Origin of the sequence: Pelosinus propionicus DSM 13327, from assembly GCF_900114615.1 — a bacterium.
GTDB lineage: Bacteria > Bacillota > Negativicutes > DSM-13327 > DSM-13327 > Pelosinus > Pelosinus propionicus.
The window spans coordinates 67686-84428 of sequence record NZ_FOTS01000007.1; the positions used below are offsets into that span (position 1 = coordinate 67686).

Below are 16743 nucleotides of genomic sequence, written 5' to 3' on the forward strand. Positions count from 1 at the left end.
AGGAGAGGGAATACAGATGATTGTTACATGCGTTACTATTTATGTAAAAGAACCGTTTATATCTAATTTTATTGAAGCTACTCTTGATAATCACAGAAATTCAATAAAAGAGGAAGGAAATCTTCGCTTCGATGTACTGCGGTGCACAAGTGATGAAACCAGGTTTTTTCTTTATGAAGCCTACTCCTCAGAGGAGGCTGCTGCAGACCATAAAAGGACAGCTCATTATTTAAAATGGAGAGATACAGTGGCCGATTGGATGGCACGACCACGCGCAGGAGTAGCACATTCTGTTATTGCTCCTCTTGCAGACTCTTTTTGACAAAGTGAAAGCAGTCTATAAAAAAAGGTCAAAAAACGGACGGGATAATCAGCGTAATTGAGAATCCTTAATGCTCATTATCCTCTTGCTTTTCAGGGTCCAATGGTTTAGCAGCTTTTGGCTGTAAAAGTTGCAGGTTCTTTATTCTCTCGGCTTTTTCATAATGAACGAAAATACCTTCTTGCCACATTTGATAAGCATATACTAAAACACCATCGGCAGTAGTAATTAATGCATTTCTAAAAGGAGTTAAGCCGATCTCATGAAAAATCCCTCTACTACCAAGAACATAGATATGAAGTAAATAGATAAATCCTAAGTTTAGTACTAGATCGATTATGATATATTTTCCGAAATTACCATAAATGAAGTGAAAAAGCCAGATAGTTGTGACACAATTTAATCCGAAAATAAGATAAGAAGATGTCCTTAAAGGATAAGTTGTCTGTCCGTAAATAAACCACCCTAGACTTTCACCCATCTCTACAGCTAATACGCTAGTAAGCGCTGAGAACAGCGCAGCAGGCATAAAACGCTTCACCTCTTCCTTATTCATAAAAAACAAAGTAAGCCAGGGCAGAAATAGCATAGACCACATTAACATCTGATTATTCACAGTAAGACCTCCTATCGTTTATATACTCCTGTAGTTTTGCCTGATAAAAGCAGATATACACATCAATCGCATATAAAAATTTACCAGACTGTCTGCCGATGGGTGGTCTGGAAGGGTTAAAGGGATAGATTCAGCAAATCTGTTCCTTTTTTTGCGTATTTTAAAAGCAATTTAAATTGACAAAGTAAGATCAATAAAGTAAAATTAGTTTGAATATCAAACAATCATAAATTAAAATAATAAGGAAATCAAAGGAGTAGTGAATAATGGATTCTTTAGATGAATTGACACATGAGTTATTTACTTTTTTCAATGGATTTTCATCATGGGAAAACTCCGTAATCAAGACGAGTGAACTGTCAGTATCAGAAGCTCATGCCATAGAGATATTGGGAACACATGGCCAAATGAAGATGAAAACTCTTGCAGGGCATTTGGGGGTCACTACTGGTACCACTACGGTTACTGTTGATCGCCTGGAAAAGAAAGACTATGCCAGAAGAGAGGCAGTGAAGGAAGACCGCCGCATACATTTAATTACGTTAACGCAAAAAGGCCAACAAGCATTTGCTGAGCATCATCAGTATCATTCGAATTTAACCGAACAGATACTTTCTGTTCTTTCCGTTGAAGAAAATCAACAATTAATAAACATACTTAAAAAAATTAATGCGGAGGCTTTTTAAAGAATGGAAGATGAATGCAGACTGATCGCAAAAGAAGAAGCAACGGAGCAATTTGAGCATATGGAGCATGGGGCAGGAGGACATATTCGAGATTATATAGTCATTGCATCCACATCGATTTTGTTAGTAAGCAGTTGGTCTCAGTGGCTGCCGCAAATTTTTGGCATTGAGACGACGCTGATTGCAGCGATCATCGGTGGAGTGCCCATTGTGAAAGAAGCCATAACAGCCATTTATAAAAGAGGAGATACCAGGGTTGGTCTTTTAGTAAGTATTGCAATTATTGCTTCCATTGCCATTGGTGAATATTTAGCAGCTGCTGAAGTGGCTCTTATTATGACGATAGGTGAGATGTTAGAACATATTACCTTGGAAAAATCGAATACTGCATTAAAAAAACTTGCAGAACTATCCCCATTACAAGCTCGCATTATAGAGGACGGAATAGAACGAGAAATTGCAGCGGAATTAGTACGGACTGGGGATAAGCTGTTGATAAAGCCAGGAGAAAAGATACCGGTTGATGGTATAGTAGTTAGTGGTCAGGCTACAGTCGATCAGGCTACGATAACGGGTGAATCGATACCTGCTGAATGCAGAAATGGTGCGAGTGTTTTTGGCGGGACGATTGTGACTATGGGGAGTATTGAAATTGTAGCGACGAAGGTTGGGCAAGATACAGCCTTAGGTCATATTATTCGAATGGTAAAGGAGGCTCAGGCCAATAAGGCACCGAGCGCTCGAATCATCGATCGTTGGGCGAATTGGTTTGTTCCATTAAGCTTGGCGATTGCAGTATTGGTCTACCTGGCAACAGGAGATCTTGTACGAGGCGTTACAATTCTAATCGTATTCTGTCCCTGCGCGATGTTATTAAGTACTCCTACTGCTGTGGCTGCGGCTATTGGAGCAGCGGCTCGTCGAGGCATTTTAATTAAGGGCGGGGAAATACTAGAAAAAGTGGGAGCACTCGATACGATTTTATTTGATAAAACAGGTACAATCACACTTGGGAAGCCTTCATTAAAAGAGATCCGAAGCTATAATGGCTGGAAAAGAAATGAGCTGTTGGCCATTGCAGCAGGAATCGAAAAGCGCTCCGAGCATCATTTGGCAAAAGCAATTATTGAGGAGGCACAAAAAGAAAACATATCCTTTGTTGAACCATCTTATTGGGAGCCTGTCATTGGTCAAGGAATAATTGCAGAAAAAGATAGTGATCATTTCTTGTTGGGAAATCAATTTTTAATGGAATCCCAAAATATAGGGATTACATCAGAGCAGCAGGCTTATTGTTCTGAAAGCCAAAGATTAGGAGCTACCGTTGTTTTTATAGCCGTCAATGGAATGATAAATGGGATACTGACAATACAAGATCCCATTCGGACAGGTTCAAAAGAGACAATTAACAGTTTAAAACGAGAAAAAATTACAAAAACAGTGATGCTGACAGGAGATGCCTCAGCGGTTGGAGAGGCTGTTGGGAAGCAAGTAGATATTTCTATTGTTCATGGTGATCTATTACCTACAGACAAAGTTAAGTATGTAGAAACTTATCAACGGCTAGGCTGTAATGTAGCAATGATTGGGGATGGAATTAACGATGCTCCAGCCCTGGCCAAGGCGAATATTGGTATTGCCATGGGTTACTCTGGAACGGATATTGCCATTGAGGCTGCAGATATTGTATTACTTTCCGATGACCTGAAAAAGTTGCCTCAGACAATACAAAAAAGCCGCAAGGCGATTCGTACCATTTGGCAGAATATTGTAGTCTCCAATGTAATTAACTTTGTCGCAATTGTTTTGGCTGCTCTTGGTCTGTTAGGACCTGTTGCCGCTGCTATTGTGCATAATGTTGGCTCGATCTTAGTCGTATTGAATTCTGCGCGTTTATTAAGAAATTAATGTTGTAGGATGAACAAGAGCTGTGGCTAGCATACTATATATAGAAACTCCTGTAGGATGAGATTTTATCTCAATCTTGCAGGAGTTTTGCATTTTTATAGTAATATAGAAAATATAAGTTTTTGATGGTAAAAGCACGGTTCAAAATATTTTTTTGCATTTATGTTCGTGAGAACACAAAGTATTTTATACCCAGATCGAAATAGTGGGAGGGCTGATAATGAAAAATCTAGGGAAACTGCAGAGAAAACAATTATTTAGCCAATTGCCTGTACCGATTGTAACCAAATATTTAAGTCACTGTCTTTCTAAAAAATATAAAAAGAAAGCAGAAATTTTTGGACCAGAGGAGCATTCTGAGTATATTTATCTTGTGGTTAGCGGCAGAATTCGTGTGTATTTACGATACCCAAATGGTAAAGAGTTCACCCTCACACTGCTGGATGCAGGCGATACGTATAGTGGTCATACCCGTGCTTTTGGTCAGGCGATTGTCGATAGCGAAATTTTATTTATTCCTGTAGAAACATTTCGAAATTTGTTAATGGAGGTTCCTTCCTTTGCGATGACCGTAATTGGAGTACTGGGAGACTCCTTAAAAAATTCAATTAACACCATTGAAAGTCTAGTTTTTAAAGAAGTGAATAAACGCCTCTATCAGTTTATTTATAGCCTGGCTTTGTCTAGTGACAGGCAAGAGTTACATTCCTTCCAAGTTAATATTGGGTTAACTCATCAGCAGATTGCTACGATTGTGGGAAGTACAAGGCAAACGGTGAACACATTCTTTAACAATCTGCAGAAAGAGGGAGTACTCATTCTTGGAAAGGATAAGATCATCATTCAAAAATTTGATATCATTATGGAGCGAGCCAAGGATGATGATGAATAGAGATATAAAAAAACATAAAATTCTGTCAGCTAGCCGACATTTTTATTTCCGTCTCTCTGCTAGTGTATAGATAAGTAGACTAAAGAACCGGGTGGATATTTTACTCCAGCTGGTTTAAAGTTGAACTTATTTTAGGATCAATTTAAAGGGGAGGATTTACAATGCCTAAGACTCAGAATCACATTCATACGCAGAGGATCTCTTTGGATCAAGACTTTGAAGTTCTTTACGAGAAGGCCTGTGAAGCAGGAATTGAGACAGCATTTTCTCGGGCAAAACAAACCCCTGTTCCTTGTCCTTTTGGGTCTGCAGGAGTTTGCTGTAGACACTGTTTGGAAGGTCCATGCCGTATTGGATTGAATGGCAAAGGACCCCAAGAAGGCATATGTGGAGCGAATGGAGATACGATTGTTGCTCGCAATTTATTAACGATGATGATTGAAGGTGCGGCGGGGCATGCCGAGCATGGCAGAGAGACGGCGTTGGCCTTATTAGAAGCTTCAGAAGGAAATTCTGATTATCAGATTAAAGGTGTGGAAAAGTTATATCAGGTAGCTGCCGGTTTAGGAATTGAAACGAGTGGTAAAGCTGTGGAGGATATTGGGAAACAAGTAGCTCTCAAGGCTTTAGAAGACTTCCAAAAGCAAACAGGAGTCATGAACTGGTTAGCGCTTCACGCACAACAGCAATCCATCCATAAGTGGAACGAGCTTGGTATAACTCCTGTTAACATTCATTTAGAGATTTCCAAAGCTGTTACCCGAACAACAATGGGATGCGATGCAGATCCGATAAATCTTCTTTTAGGCTGTTTGACCATGGGACTGGTAGATGGCTTTGGCGGGCTGCATTTGTCTTCAGATTTACAAGACATTCTATTTGGTGTGCCTAAATTGGTAAAATCCAATTTTAGACTCGGTGTAATAAAAAAAGAAATGGTTAATATTGCAGTACATGGTCATGTTCCTTTATTATCCGAAAAAATCGTAGAGTGGTCTCGGAAATTATCTGGAGAAGCAAAGGCTGTTGGGGCGGCAGGCATTAATGTTGTGGGAATTTGCTGTTCGGGCAATGAAGTGCTCATGCGTCATGGCATACCTGCGGCTTCAAGTTTTTCATCCCAGGAACTGGTTATTGTAACAGGCATGCTCGAAGCAATGATTGTAGACGTGCAATGCATAATGCCTGGCATTCAAAAGGTAGCAGAATGTTATCATACCGAGGTTATTACAACTCTGCCTTACGTTAAAATTGCAGGATCGACTCATGTTGATTTTCACACAGATAAAGCGGATAAAGCGGCTCAGGATATCGTTCGCAAAGCAATTGCCAACTTCCCTAAAAGAGATCATCAGAAAATTAACAGTTTTACTGGGACTGTAGAGGCATATGCAGGTTTTTCCAACGAACAAATCATAGAAGCGCTAAGTGCGTTAAATAGAGAAGATCCCCTTAAACCCTTGCTTGATGCAATAGCAAGCGGAGCAATTCGGGGTGTTGCGGCTATTGTTGGCTGTACAAATGTCCGAGAATTTCAAGATTGGGGAAATGTTACAGTTGCCAAAGAACTGCTCAAGAATAATGTTCTAGTCGTTGCTACAGGGTGTTCGGCTCATTCTTTGGCAAAACATAACTTGATGAACATGCAAGGGTTGGAATATTGCGGCGAATCCTTACGGGGCGTCTTAAAGGCGGTTGGGCAAGCTGCTGGTCTTGAATCGCTGCCGCCGACTCTTCATATGGGAAGCTGTGTTGATAATTCTCGTCCTGCCGATCTGTTGACGGCAGTAGCAAATCGATTGGGTGTGGAAGTTAAGGATTTGCCTGCTGTCGGATCTTGCCCAGAAACGCATAGTCCGAAAGCATTGGTCATTGGTACGTACTTTCTAGCCAATGGGGTGGATGTTCATGTTGGTGTGAATCCTCAAGTATCTGGCTCCCAGTTTGTCACAGATGTACTGTGCAATGGTGTGAAAGATGATGGTCTGAATTTAGAAAAACTATTTGGCGGTAAATTGATCTATGAAAAAGATCCAGTAAAAGCAGCTGCTATTTTGTTACGTCGAATTGAAGAAAAGCGCTTGGCGCTGGGGCTCAGCTCAAAATTGGAGTCAGGAATATGAAAGAAAAAGGGATGAAAATTGCCATTTCCGGTAAGGGGGGTGTGGGGAAAACAACGCTGGCATCACTGCTGTGCCATATTTTATCCCAGCGTAAAAGTAAGGTACTTGCCGTTGATGCAGATCCTGATGCCAATCTAGGTATGGCGCTAGGATTCAGTTCTACGCTTCTTGATCAAGCAACAACCATTGCTCAGGATGAAAAGCTGATTGAAGAACGTACTGGTGCGGTTCCTGGGGAATTCGGAGGCTGGTTTGCACTAAACCCTTTTGTAGAAGATATACCAGAGAAATATGTAGTAAAACAAGGGAACATCAGTCTATTGCAAATGGGGGTTAAATCTACAGGTGGTACAGGATGCGCATGTCCCCAAAGTATATTGCTGAAATCTCTCTTAAATCATTTGGTAGTAGAGCGGGATGAAGCGGTTATTGTTGATATGGAAGCAGGCTTAGAGCATTTAGGACGGGGTACTGCTGAAGGTGTGGATGCCTTCATTATCGTAGTGGAACCTGGACAACGCAGCTTTGCTACCGCACGTGCCGTTGCCAAGATGGCCAGAGATTTAAGTGTTCAAAATGTATATATTGTTGTGAGTAAGCTTCACGGAGTCAGTGCATCCGCTATCAAAGATGAACTGCAGGATTTAAATGTAATTGGTTTTCTGCCCTATAAAGTAGAGGCGGTTTTCGCCGATTTGCAAGGAGACACCTTATTTGAGTTATGTCCTGATTTGGTAGAAGAAGCTGCTGCTATTCTAGAGCGAATTGGCAAAGATATGGCGGAAGAGAGGAAAAAAAGCAAAGTGTAACAAGTTGAAAGAAACAAGCCAGGAGTATTGCCGACCGATACTCCTGGCTTCTTCCTGTCCTTCGCATGCTAGTAGTTTGCTTGGGCTTTATATGTTTTAAAAGATAACGAATCTATGTTATTATGGATGAAGAAGAATTAACTATATGGAAGAACGGAGGATTTTGAAGTGAAAAAAATCATGGTATTCCTGCTCATATGTGCTATGACGGTTTTTCTCGCAGCTTGCGCTAATGGTAAAAAAGAAAGCGCTGATTCAAAGGCGGGACAACTGCAGAATATTACTATTGGACTTATGCCTGACGTCGATTCTATACCTTTCATCATTGCCCAGGAAAAGGGATACTTTAAAGAAGAAGGGATAACGGTAACTCTCAAATCATTTCGAAGTGCCGTAGACCGGGATAGTGCACTGCAAAGCGGCAATTTGGACGGAGCAATTTCGGACATGCTGGCAGAAGCTTTTGCTAAGGAAGGCGGATTTAATACCGTGATAACCTCTTTAACTAGCGGTAGTTACAAGCTGGTTATTAACAAAGATGAAACAATCACGTCGATTAAAGAACTGAAAGGCAAGGATGTTGCGATATCAAAGAATACAATTATTGAATATGTAACGGATAAGATTATAAGCCAAGGGGGGCTTGCTCCAGAAGACATTCATAAAGTTGTGATCCCTCAAATTCCTACGAGGCTAGAAATGCTGCAAAATGGTAAGGTCGCTGCTGCCACTCTGCCGGAGCCTATGGCAAGCATTGCTGTGCGCAATGGGGGCAAGTTGCTGAATAGTTCAGACCAACTGGGCATCAACCCTGGAGTTCTGATTTTTACTACTAAGGCAGTGAATGAAAAAGATAAAGAACTGCAAGGGATGTATCGGGCCTACAATAAAGCCATAGAATATCTATCACGAGAGCCAATGGAGAATTACATTGACCTGTTAATTGAAAAAGGAGGTTTCCCTGAAAGTGTAAAAGGTGCGCTGGTCCTGCCTCAATATAAGAAAGCAGTAGCACCAGGTATAAAGGATGTTGAAGATTGTGTGACATGGCTTCAAGCTAGACAATTGATCCAAAAGGCTTATCCCTACAAAGAACTGGTTGATGATCGGTTTGTAAGGCAATGATTCAAATCAAGAACTTGAACGTTACCTATGAAGCCATGGGAGAGGGATACGCTGCTCTAGAAAATATTAATATGGAGCTTGGAGCAGGGGAGACCTGCGCTATTATTGGACCTTCTGGCTGTGGCAAATCTACACTTTTAAAGGTATTGGCAGGGATTATCAGAGAATATGAAGGCATAGTAGAAATAAATGGACAGCCTATAATGCCTATGAAACAGAAGATTGGTTTTATTCCCCAGAATTATGGACTGCTGCCTTGGAAGAATGTATATGAAAATATCCGTTTGAGTGCCAAAATAAAAAATATAAAAGATCGGGATAATTCTAAAGAACTAGATTTTTTTGTTCAGCAGTTAGGACTGGCAGGGTTGGAGGGCAGGTATCCTGGAGAGTTAAGTGGCGGGCAGCAGCAGCGTGTTGCATTAGCCCGCTCCTTTCTGCTAAAGCCGGATCTGCTATTAATGGATGAGCCATTTTCGGCTTTAGATGCGATGACACGGGAAGAAATACAAAATGTTTTCCTGGATGTTTGGCGGAAATATTCGGTTTCCACCATTCTTGTTACTCACTATGTAGAAGAAGCGTTGTATTTAGGACAAAAGATTGTAATATTATCTGGTATTCCCGGCACAATCAGCAAAATAATAGATAATCCTCTCTTTGGTATTGAGAATATTCGAAACCATCAAGATTTTTTCCAACTCAGCCTTGCACTGCGAAAAATGATAAAAGAGGATTGGTTAAAATGATAGAACAGCGAAGGGGAGTGTGGTATCTTTACGGCATACTGATTTTTTTCACGTTATGGTATATGGCTGCCAGCTTAGTAAATCTGCCAATTATCCCAATGCCTTGGATTGTGATGGAGAATTTGCTGGGGATTTTTGTTTCTAAAATTCTGATTCACGGTTCTTATAGTCTATGGCGTATTGTGGCGGGCGTTATTTTGGCTGTAATTATTGGAGTTCCTGCCGGTCTATACATGGGGTATTTTCCAAAATGGGACAGGGCTCTTTCCCCCATTGTTTATTTAACCTACCCTATTCCTAAAATTGCTTTATTACCGATTATGATGCTGCTGCTGGGCTTAGGAGAAGTATCAAAAATCCTTATGATCTTTTTGATTATTATTTTTCAGGTCATTATAGCCGTACGAGATGGAGTTAAAAGTATACCGAAGGAAACGTATTATCCCTTATATTCATTAGGTGCTACATCTGGTAATATTTTTTGGGAAATTCTCATACCTGCTTCTATGCCTAAATTTTTGACATCGATACGAGTGGCTATGGCAACAGCTATTTCGGTACTGTTTTTTACAGAAACATTTGGCACTGAGTATGGGATGGGATATTTCATAATGGATGCCTGGATGCGGGTAAATTATTTGGAAATGTATTCAGGAATCGTAGTGCTAAGCTGCATGGGGCTAGTTTTATTTGGTGTAATTGATTATTTGGATCGAAAAATATGCCACTGGCAGTACAAATGAACAAAATGCAGCATACGTCATAAAGTCCCAGCGATACTCTCTTTTGCAGGAGAATATTGCTGGGACTTTACTATGTTATTAGGAAATAGGCAGTTTCTGCTGTTAGAGCCGTTTTTTTGATTCCAGATACAAAACTTTTACAAATTTCTTAATATTGATATGAGAATTGGAGATGGAAGGTTTCATATTATTTTGTAAGTTGAGCATCATTTTTCGGACTTCAACAAAATCATAGAATTTTGGTGCATATTCTTCGAACTTTGGATTGGTGTAATCCGTAACACCGATGGAAGATAAATGATGCAGTCCTTGAAAGATTGCACGGCGCACTCGCTGTTCTAATGCTTTTGTTTCTCTTTTTATATCATTTGGGTCAGACAAGCCGAGCTTCTTCATTGCTACATTCATAAAGATATCTTTTAAAGAAGGGAATTCCTGTTCTAGTGGTTGATGATTCTCATAGCTTTTTAAATAGTCTAGTATGCCCAATAAGTCACTGCAGCCATTTTCTCCTATCATTCCCAATTCAGCGAGCAGGTTTTGCCCCGATGCTACAATAGAATGTTTACTTATTGCAGCAGTTGAAGATGCAGGAGGATTTTTTTCTGTATTGAGCACATTTAGGTTTTTTTCAATATTATGGATGACATTTTGCATCCTTATATGTTCCATTACATTTTGTATAATACCAATAACCTCTAGGCGGTTAATCGGTTTTGTAATGTAATAATTTACGCCAAGTAAATAAGAATTTCCTATCATCTCTTTATTATCTACTTGCGAGAGCATGATAATTTTTCCATCGAAGCTAGGTTTTATTGCACGAACCGTTTCAATGCCATCTCGCAGGGGCATGAGTAGATCGATTATTAGAATATCAACAGCTTTCATATTTAACAAATGATCGTCAATGGCAGCACCATTTTCCGCTTCTCCTACTACGGTGCCCAGATCATAATCTTCAATGATTTCGGACAACATAGAACGGATTGCTTCATCATCATCAACAATAAAAAAACGCATGATTATCCTTCCCTTACTAAATGTTGTGGTGGTAACGTTATGGTGAAAATGGTTTCATTGCCAGGGGAATTTTCTTCGAGGGTAAGACTGCCCTTTAGGCTATTGGCTAAATCTTTACTGTATGGCAGCCCCATACCTGTAGAAGGATTGCCAGATACATCAAACTTAGTGGTGTAGCCAGGTTTGAAAATCAGAGTTCTTTTTTTGATTGGAATTCCTGGTCCGTTATCGGCTACCTGGAAGACGATGAATTGCTCTTTGCGATAAAAAAGGATTCTGATGGAGCCAGAAGCTTGAATGGATTCTACAGCATTAGAAGCGAGGTTATTGACGAGAGATAAAACGGTATACACGTGCAATGGTGGCAGAGTTGTTTCAACCTGCAGGTCAAAGATTATATTCTTGCCCAAAGAGCGAGCATATTTTTGATGGGATTGTACGATAATTTCACCTAGCTCCGATGCGGTCATGTAGTCATGCAATTCACCGTCTGAGATTAACTGGGTAAGACTGGCATAGATTCTTTGGTTATCTTTTTTTATTTCATGTACTTGTCCGGCTATTTCCAGTATGTTTTGAGCAAGTTCATTTTTAGTAAGCAGAAAATGACCATCATTTACATCTTTATATAATTTATAACAGTCTCGCGTGATATTTTCGGCATTTTGCAGAGACTTTGTAAGTTGGATAGCTTCTTCATATAAGCTGGAAATCAATAGTAATATGTGCTTATTTTGTTCCTTTTGCTGTTCAGCGGCAAATTCCGCGTGACGTAAGTTTGTGATAAAAAAGAAGCTAAGAACAAAAAAGCTGCGTATAACGGCAGCGATTAAAAGCTTACTAAGAATTGAAAATGTAAGTATAAAGGCTGCACTAGAATAGGTAAGGGGCAGTAAGAGTTCTATCATACTAGCGGTAATTTCTGCTAGTATCGATAACAGTCCAATGCGTAAGGGACTGCTATATAAATCATTGGCTTTTGCCAAATAAAAAATCCCTGCATAAATCACATAATAAAGAAATGCTGGCATATGAAGCAAAAAACTAGAAGTCCAAGAACTATCGCCAGTGCTCCAATCCAAAAGTAAGCGAAAGACTAAAACGGATAAACCTGCAAGCAAGCCTGGCAGCATGAATGAGGTGCTGCGCAGCCACAACAGAAAAAATAAAAATGCTGGAGAACCAAAACTAACGCGAAAAGAATGAAATTCTCCTTCAAAAGGATAAAATTTTAATTCCCCTGCTAAGGGAACAATGACCATCATAAGTAAAATAGCAATGTAGTGTTTCTTCATTAGACGGTACACTTCCTTGAAAAGAATCTTGGTAGTGCTGTTGGTACTCTCTACAGGATAACAGAAAATATAACCGTCTTCCAGGCATTCTTTTTAAAGTTTTCAGTAGCTTTCTAGTATTATGTTGGATTTTATAGGTTGCGTGATACATTAAAATCAGAAAATTGTATTACGTTAGACTTTTCCATCATATTAGAATAATTGAAAGGGCGATGAAAAATGAAGAGAATAAAATTGGGATTAGGCATGCAAATTCTGATTGGTCTTGTACTAGGGGTAGCAGTGGGAGCTGCTTACTATGGTGATCCAACGATTGAAGGGTATCTCAAACCTTTAGGGGATATGTTTATTAGGCTGATTAAAATGATTGTAGTACCTATTGTGGTGTCCTCCCTGATTGTTGGGATTGCAGGTGTTGGTGATGCTAAGAAGCTTGGGAAAATAGGCGGTAAAACCATTCTTTTTTTCGAAATTGTTACAACGATAGCCATTGTTATGGGACTAATCATTGCGAATGTGGTAAAACCGGGAATTGGTATTGAAAATAGTGGCACTCTTGCTAAAACGAATATTGCCAATTATGTGAATACTGCTGAAAATATGAGCCATCATAGTTTTGCCGATACCTTTGTTAACATTGTTCCTACGAATGTGTTTGATGTATTGGCCAAGGGTGATTTACTTGCTATCATCTTTTTCTCCGTTATGTTTGGTCTAGGGGTAGCAGCAATTGGAGAAAAGGGAAAACCTGTTCTCAAACTTTGTGAAGGAATTGCAGAAACGATGTTTTGGGTAACGAACCAAGTTATGAAATTTGCGCCTTTTGGTGTATTTGCATTAATTGGCTCAACCGTTGCCAAATTTGGTCTTCAATCTTTGATTCCTCTGGGGAAGCTAGTGATTACAGTTTACGGAGCGATGTTTGTATTTGTCTTCGTCGTACTGGGCGCAATTGCCAAGCTTTACAGTCTAAGTATTATGAATTTTATTAGGGTACTGAAAGATGAATTGATTCTTGCCTACACAACAGCAAGCTCGGAGGCTGTTCTGCCTAATATTATGCTGAAAATGGAGAAGATGGGCTGTCCTAAGTCGATTACAACTTTTGTAATTCCAACAGGATACTCATTTAATCTGACTGGTTCAACCCTTTACCAGGCAGTTGCTGCTATTTTCTTAGCTCAATTATATGGTATTGATTTGTCCATTCGCAGTCAGATTGACTTAATGCTGGTACTTATGCTTACTTCTAAAGGAATAGCAGGTGTGCCAGGCGCATCCTTTGTTGTATTATTAGCAACCCTTGGCACCGTAGGAATTCCGGCAGAAGGATTGGCTTTTATTGCAGGGGTTGACCGCTTTATGGACATGGCAAGAACAGTGGTCAATGTTATTGGGAATGCGTTAGCTGCTGTAGTAATTTCCAAATTAGAACATCAGTACGATACGAAAAAAGAAGAAGAAATACTTCGTAAAATTGCATAGAATTGCTGCTCGACTTTATAAAATAGTTTGAAGCTTTGCAAAAAGCATCAAACTATTTTATTTTTTACCACTTAGTAGTCATACAACTACAATTTAAAAGGAATTTACAAAGTTTATCACTTATAATTGACTCAATAATTATAAGTGTGAGGAGAAGTGATATTCGCATGGTTAAGATAAACTGCCTATGGATATCTCAAAAAAAGAAATGGCTGCATCATAGTATATCAATATTGCTAATTACAGTGTTTTTTCTGACGGGCATAATGGCTCCTGCTTATGGTCAAAGCAGTTTCCTATCAATTGCTACAAGGGAACCTGGAACCGTTTATTTGGATAACACAAGAATCACCAAATATGTTACTAGTGGAATTTTGGATGGCTGGGTGAAAAAGGTTGTTACTGATAAAGAAAGAAAATCTAAGTTGGAGAGTATCAAAAAAGCTAAGAAAAAGGCATCGAAAAAAGAAAAAGCAAAAATCAAGGAAGTAAAAGAACTTTATCAAAAGATGTCTTATCAATACATACATATTCAATTTGATTCTAAAAATGTTAGATACAAAATTTTAGAATCCTATTATTATGACAAAGACTCCCAGCTGATTTCTCGAGAAGTAAGCGCCTCTGATTGGGTTACAGTTCCCGTTGATTCAACAGAGGAAAAGATTATGAGAAACATGGCAGACTATATTCAAAACAATATTGAATATGTAACAATGAAATAGTCAAAGTGCCGTGAGATAAAGGTAGTAGAATGGGGAGGGATTTAGTTGAAAAAGGTAATCATGACTCTTATATCTTTCCTTTTGTTCAATATGAATAATGTATTTGCAACGCCGATCAATGATCTGGAAAGAGATGATACAGCTGTTGGTGTTATAAGCGGCAGCAAGAATAGCATGTACTATTTGGAAACGCAAACTACGGATAATTTAATCCTTGGTATTTCATACCGCGACTTAAGAAATGATAAAAGTGCAACGGATTATTATGCCCAGATCAGAACGGATAATGATACATTGAGAGTGATCGTTGGAAATCGAATCTCTGATTCTCACTCAATAGGGTATTTAGGGGGAGCTGTGCAGAGTGAACTAGCTGATGATTTAGAGGGCTACGCTTCTTTAATTGCTGGGAACGGATTACAAGAGCTGCAGCTGGGGGCTAATTATCGCCTGACGGATACTAGTGATCTAAACATCAATTTGTCGACTCTTTCTGGAAATAAATCTAGTATTGGAATAGGTGTTAGTTGTAAATTTTAGAAATCCAGAACTTCTAGTACCTTATCTGCATTAAAAACTCTGCCACTTTAGCAGTCTGTTCCCGTCCAGCTTCGTTGTCGTTGCCTTACCGATTCCCAATTTGTGTGGCCCTCCGTCTTGCAGGTCGAAAAAATCCTCACTAAATTATCTATCGTTTTAACGCAGATGAGGTACTAGCGATTCTTAACTCCCACTTACAGTAAGCGGGGGTTTTTTGCTATATCAGTATATAGAGAGTAACTATGGTACTAATAAGTTTGTACTTGTCAAAGAGTATCCTATTATTTACTATTATAGTAGAAATACTGAAACTGGATGACCATATTACACAAGGAGGATTTATCGATGTCACATTTACTTAAACCTTTAGAGGCAGGATCGCTAACATTGGCGAACCGCTTAGTAATGCCTCCTATGGCTACGGCAAAAGCTGGAGCTGATGGGAGTGTAAGTCAGGATGTATTAGACTATTATGCAGAAAAAACAGAGGGCGGTTATTTACCCTTAGTTATAATTGAACATAGTTTTATACAGTTAGCAGGAAAGGCTAGTGAACGTCAGCTGTCCATTGCTGGAGACAGTGCCATTCCAGGATATAAGAAATTAGCAGATGTCATTCATCGCAACGGTTCTAAAGCAATCGTACAAATGAATCATGCTGGCAGTGCTGCAGATCAGAGAGTAACAGGAATCATTCCAGTAGGACCGTCCGCAATTGCCAATCCTCGTAAAGGAACGGTGCCTCATGAGCTGACAATACAAGAGATTAGCGAGATTATAACTGAATTTCAAAAGGCTGCCCAGCGAGCTAAAGAAGCTGGATTTGATGGTGTAGAAATTCACTCAGCTCACGGATATCTTCTGAACCAATTTTTTTCTCCTTTGACGAATCAGCGTAAAGACGAGTATGGTGGAACGGTGCTAAAGCGCATTCGCATTCATCTTGAGGTAATTGCTGCAGTTCGGAAAGTGGTGGGAAAGGATTTTCCAGTTTTGCTGCGCTTAGGAGCATCCGACTTTACTGAAGGAGGAAGCACCATTGAAGACAGTATTGTTGCAGCGCAGGAATTTGAAAAGGCTGGTGTAGATATCCTTGATATTTCTGGCGGATTTTGCGGTTACATGATGCCAGGTGGCAGCAGCGAACAGGGCTATTTTTCTCCATTAACAGCCGCAATCAAAAAAGTTGTGTCTATACCAGTTATCCTTACCGGGGGGATTACTCAGGCGCAATCTGCAGAGGGGCTATTAGCTGAAGGAAAAGCAGATTTAATTGGTGTGGGCAGGGTCGTACTGAAAGATTCCAATTGGGCGCAGCAGGCTGTAAACAGTCTTTTGTAAAATACATCGAAGATCAGAAAAGAAGATCCTGCAACCTTGCAGGGTCTCTTTTTTAATGTAGCTCACTCGAGGTGCTTTCTAATTATAAAGTCACATTTACCATTCATATTTTCTTAAGAGTGGTAGTACTATTAATAAGTGACTGTCATAAGAACAATGGAAAGGAGTGAGGACAAATGACAGTACCCGATACAATGGAGGGGGCCTATATCTTAAGTGTGATTGATTTTTTCTTAAGTTTTGTAATTATCTGGGGTATAAGTCTAGTATTATATATTTTCCCGTATCTCAATAAACTGGGGTACCTGGATGATAGTAAATTAAGAGGCGGGCATTAGAACGGATTTGGTGGACGATATAT

17 protein-coding genes are annotated in these 16743 nt (G+C 39.6%); 14 read left to right on the plus strand and 3 right to left on the minus strand.

Annotated features, from left to right (window positions below; genetic code table 11):
* The first annotated feature begins 16 nt into the window (after window positions 1–16).
* Window positions 17–322 carry an antibiotic biosynthesis monooxygenase gene (locus BMZ99_RS05155; protein ID WP_090933615.1) on the plus strand — a complete coding sequence of 102 codons (306 nt, stop codon included), beginning with the start codon at window positions 17–19 and terminating at the stop codon, window positions 320–322.
* Window positions 323–389: 67 nt separating this feature from the next.
* Here BMZ99_RS05155 and BMZ99_RS26910 read toward each other — a convergent pair whose 3' ends face one another.
* Complete coding sequence (locus BMZ99_RS26910) at window positions 390–938, minus strand: hypothetical protein (protein ID WP_245754825.1); 549 nt, start codon at window positions 936–938, stop codon at window positions 390–392.
* Window positions 939–1204: 266 nt separating this feature from the next.
* Between BMZ99_RS26910 and BMZ99_RS05165 the strand changes: the two genes are divergently transcribed.
* The 8 genes from BMZ99_RS05165 to BMZ99_RS05200 all read left to right on the plus strand — a co-directional run bounded on the left by BMZ99_RS05165 (window position 1205) and on the right by BMZ99_RS05200 (window position 9973).
* Entirely contained in the window at window positions 1205–1624 is a 420-nt protein-coding gene (locus tag BMZ99_RS05165; protein ID WP_090933617.1) for a MarR family winged helix-turn-helix transcriptional regulator, read from the plus strand.
* A 3-nt stretch (window positions 1625–1627) separates the two neighbouring features.
* A complete protein-coding gene (locus BMZ99_RS05170; RefSeq protein WP_090933619.1) occupies window positions 1628–3532 on the plus strand; it encodes a heavy metal translocating P-type ATPase in 1905 nt (634 codons plus the stop codon).
* A gap of 220 nt (window positions 3533–3752) precedes the next feature.
* Entirely contained in the window at window positions 3753–4424 is a 672-nt protein-coding gene (locus tag BMZ99_RS05175; protein ID WP_090933621.1) for a Crp/Fnr family transcriptional regulator, read from the plus strand.
* A gap of 161 nt (window positions 4425–4585) precedes the next feature.
* Complete coding sequence (gene cooS, locus BMZ99_RS05180) at window positions 4586–6547, plus strand: anaerobic carbon-monoxide dehydrogenase catalytic subunit (protein WP_090933623.1); 1962 nt, start codon at window positions 4586–4588, stop codon at window positions 6545–6547.
* Window positions 6544–7356, plus strand: coding sequence for an ATP-binding protein (locus BMZ99_RS05185; RefSeq protein ID WP_090933625.1), 813 nt, complete (start codon window positions 6544–6546; stop codon window positions 7354–7356). The genes cooS and BMZ99_RS05185 overlap by 4 nt, the downstream gene beginning before the upstream one ends.
* A gap of 168 nt (window positions 7357–7524) precedes the next feature.
* The gene (locus BMZ99_RS05190; RefSeq protein WP_090933627.1) at window positions 7525–8481 is read left to right on the plus strand and encodes an ABC transporter substrate-binding protein; all 957 of its coding nucleotides are present in this window, start codon (window positions 7525–7527) and stop codon (window positions 8479–8481) included.
* Window positions 8478–9230: an ABC transporter ATP-binding protein gene (locus tag BMZ99_RS05195; protein ID WP_090933629.1), complete on the plus strand. Its 753-nt coding sequence runs from the start codon at window positions 8478–8480 to the stop codon at window positions 9228–9230. Before BMZ99_RS05190 ends, BMZ99_RS05195 begins: the two co-directional genes overlap by 4 nt.
* Window positions 9227–9973, plus strand: coding sequence for an ABC transporter permease (locus tag BMZ99_RS05200; protein ID WP_090933631.1), 747 nt, complete (start codon window positions 9227–9229; stop codon window positions 9971–9973). Before BMZ99_RS05195 ends, BMZ99_RS05200 begins: the two co-directional genes overlap by 4 nt.
* A 102-nt stretch (window positions 9974–10075) precedes the next feature.
* On the opposite strand, the gene BMZ99_RS05205 is transcribed toward BMZ99_RS05200, so the two are convergent.
* Together BMZ99_RS05205 and BMZ99_RS05210 are read right to left on the minus strand one after the other, a co-directional pair.
* Window positions 10076–10996 (minus strand): response regulator, encoded by a 921-nt coding sequence (locus tag BMZ99_RS05205; protein ID WP_090933633.1) that lies wholly within the window; start codon window positions 10994–10996, stop codon window positions 10076–10078.
* A 2-nt stretch (window positions 10997–10998) separates the two neighbouring features.
* A complete protein-coding gene (locus BMZ99_RS05210) occupies window positions 10999–12291 on the minus strand; it encodes a sensor histidine kinase (RefSeq protein WP_090933635.1) in 1293 nt (430 codons plus the stop codon).
* A 219-nt stretch (window positions 12292–12510) separates the two neighbouring features.
* On the opposite strand from BMZ99_RS05210, the gene BMZ99_RS05215 reads away from it, so the two are divergent.
* The 5 genes from BMZ99_RS05215 to BMZ99_RS26220 all read left to right on the plus strand — a co-directional run bounded on the left by BMZ99_RS05215 (window position 12511) and on the right by BMZ99_RS26220 (window position 16720).
* A complete protein-coding gene (locus BMZ99_RS05215) occupies window positions 12511–13776 on the plus strand; it encodes a cation:dicarboxylate symporter family transporter (RefSeq protein WP_090933637.1) in 1266 nt (421 codons plus the stop codon).
* A 266-nt stretch (window positions 13777–14042) separates the two neighbouring features.
* Window positions 14043–14501 carry a hypothetical protein gene (locus BMZ99_RS05220; protein ID WP_090933771.1) on the plus strand — a complete coding sequence of 153 codons (459 nt, stop codon included), beginning with the start codon at window positions 14043–14045 and terminating at the stop codon, window positions 14499–14501.
* Window positions 14502–14546: 45 nt separating this feature from the next.
* Window positions 14547–15041, plus strand: a complete 495-nt coding sequence (locus BMZ99_RS05225) for a hypothetical protein (RefSeq protein ID WP_090933639.1) — start codon at window positions 14547–14549, stop codon at window positions 15039–15041.
* A gap of 345 nt (window positions 15042–15386) precedes the next feature.
* Window positions 15387–16382, plus strand: a complete 996-nt coding sequence (locus BMZ99_RS05230; RefSeq protein WP_090933641.1) for an NADH:flavin oxidoreductase — start codon at window positions 15387–15389, stop codon at window positions 16380–16382.
* Between the two features lie 176 nt (window positions 16383–16558).
* The gene (locus BMZ99_RS26220; protein ID WP_090933643.1) at window positions 16559–16720 is read left to right on the plus strand and encodes a hypothetical protein; all 162 of its coding nucleotides are present in this window, start codon (window positions 16559–16561) and stop codon (window positions 16718–16720) included.
* Window positions 16721–16743: the final 23 nt, after the last annotated feature.

What these genes read in the sequence shown, in the direction of transcription:
- BMZ99_RS05155 (WP_090933615.1), top strand. Translation starts at nt 17, where the DNA reads ATGATTGTTACATGCGTTACTATTTATGTAAAAGAACCGTTTATATCT.
- BMZ99_RS05200 (WP_090933631.1), top strand. Translation starts at nt 9,227, where the DNA reads ATGATAGAACAGCGAAGGGGAGTGTGGTATCTTTACGGCATACTGATT.
- BMZ99_RS05165 (WP_090933617.1), top strand. Translation starts at nt 1,205, where the DNA reads ATGGATTCTTTAGATGAATTGACACATGAGTTATTTACTTTTTTCAAT.
- BMZ99_RS05220 (WP_090933771.1), top strand. Translation starts at nt 14,043, where the DNA reads ATGGCTCCTGCTTATGGTCAAAGCAGTTTCCTATCAATTGCTACAAGG.
- BMZ99_RS26220 (WP_090933643.1), top strand. Translation starts at nt 16,559, where the DNA reads ATGACAGTACCCGATACAATGGAGGGGGCCTATATCTTAAGTGTGATT.
- cooS (WP_090933623.1), top strand. Translation starts at nt 4,586, where the DNA reads ATGCCTAAGACTCAGAATCACATTCATACGCAGAGGATCTCTTTGGAT.
- BMZ99_RS05185 (WP_090933625.1), top strand. Translation starts at nt 6,544, where the DNA reads ATGAAAGAAAAAGGGATGAAAATTGCCATTTCCGGTAAGGGGGGTGTG.
- BMZ99_RS05215 (WP_090933637.1), top strand. Translation starts at nt 12,511, where the DNA reads ATGAAGAGAATAAAATTGGGATTAGGCATGCAAATTCTGATTGGTCTT.
- BMZ99_RS05170 (WP_090933619.1), top strand. Translation starts at nt 1,628, where the DNA reads ATGGAAGATGAATGCAGACTGATCGCAAAAGAAGAAGCAACGGAGCAA.
- BMZ99_RS05205 (WP_090933633.1), bottom strand. Translation starts at nt 10,996, where the DNA reads ATGCGTTTTTTTATTGTTGATGATGATGAAGCAATCCGTTCTATGTTG.
- BMZ99_RS05175 (WP_090933621.1), top strand. Translation starts at nt 3,753, where the DNA reads ATGAAAAATCTAGGGAAACTGCAGAGAAAACAATTATTTAGCCAATTG.
- BMZ99_RS05210 (WP_090933635.1), bottom strand. Translation starts at nt 12,291, where the DNA reads ATGAAGAAACACTACATTGCTATTTTACTTATGATGGTCATTGTTCCC.
- BMZ99_RS05230 (WP_090933641.1), top strand. Translation starts at nt 15,387, where the DNA reads ATGTCACATTTACTTAAACCTTTAGAGGCAGGATCGCTAACATTGGCG.
- BMZ99_RS05195 (WP_090933629.1), top strand. Translation starts at nt 8,478, where the DNA reads ATGATTCAAATCAAGAACTTGAACGTTACCTATGAAGCCATGGGAGAG.